This is a genomic window from Stenotrophomonas sp. HMWF023 (assembly GCF_003060985.1).
Classification (GTDB): domain Bacteria; phylum Pseudomonadota; class Gammaproteobacteria; order Xanthomonadales; family Xanthomonadaceae; genus Stenotrophomonas; species Stenotrophomonas lactitubi.
The window spans coordinates 27298-27518 of sequence record NZ_QAIJ01000217.1; the positions used below are offsets into that span (position 1 = coordinate 27298).

1 pseudogene is annotated in these 221 nt (G+C 61.5%); it reads right to left on the bottom strand.

The features are described from left to right. Window positions 1-129 (bottom strand): annotated as a pseudogene (locus DBR20_RS23055) (YciI family protein); the annotation flags it as partial. Between the last annotated feature and the right edge of the window lie 92 nt (window positions 130-221).

The following is a 221-nucleotide window of genomic DNA, read 5'->3' on the forward strand; positions in this document are numbered from 1 at the left end:
CCCGGCGAGCATGATGCCGGCGGCCACCAGTTGTTCGTTGTAGGCGCCCATGGCGGCCAGTTCCTGTTCGCTGGGCATGCGCCCGGCTTCGGAATCGGCGTTGGCTTTGACGATCACCATCACTTTCATTGCGGTCTCCGGTGGGCTGCGGGTGCGTGCCCTTCCCTCTTACAACGAACCAGGGGCGCGAGGATCGACAGGTTCCGGGAAATTATTTTTGT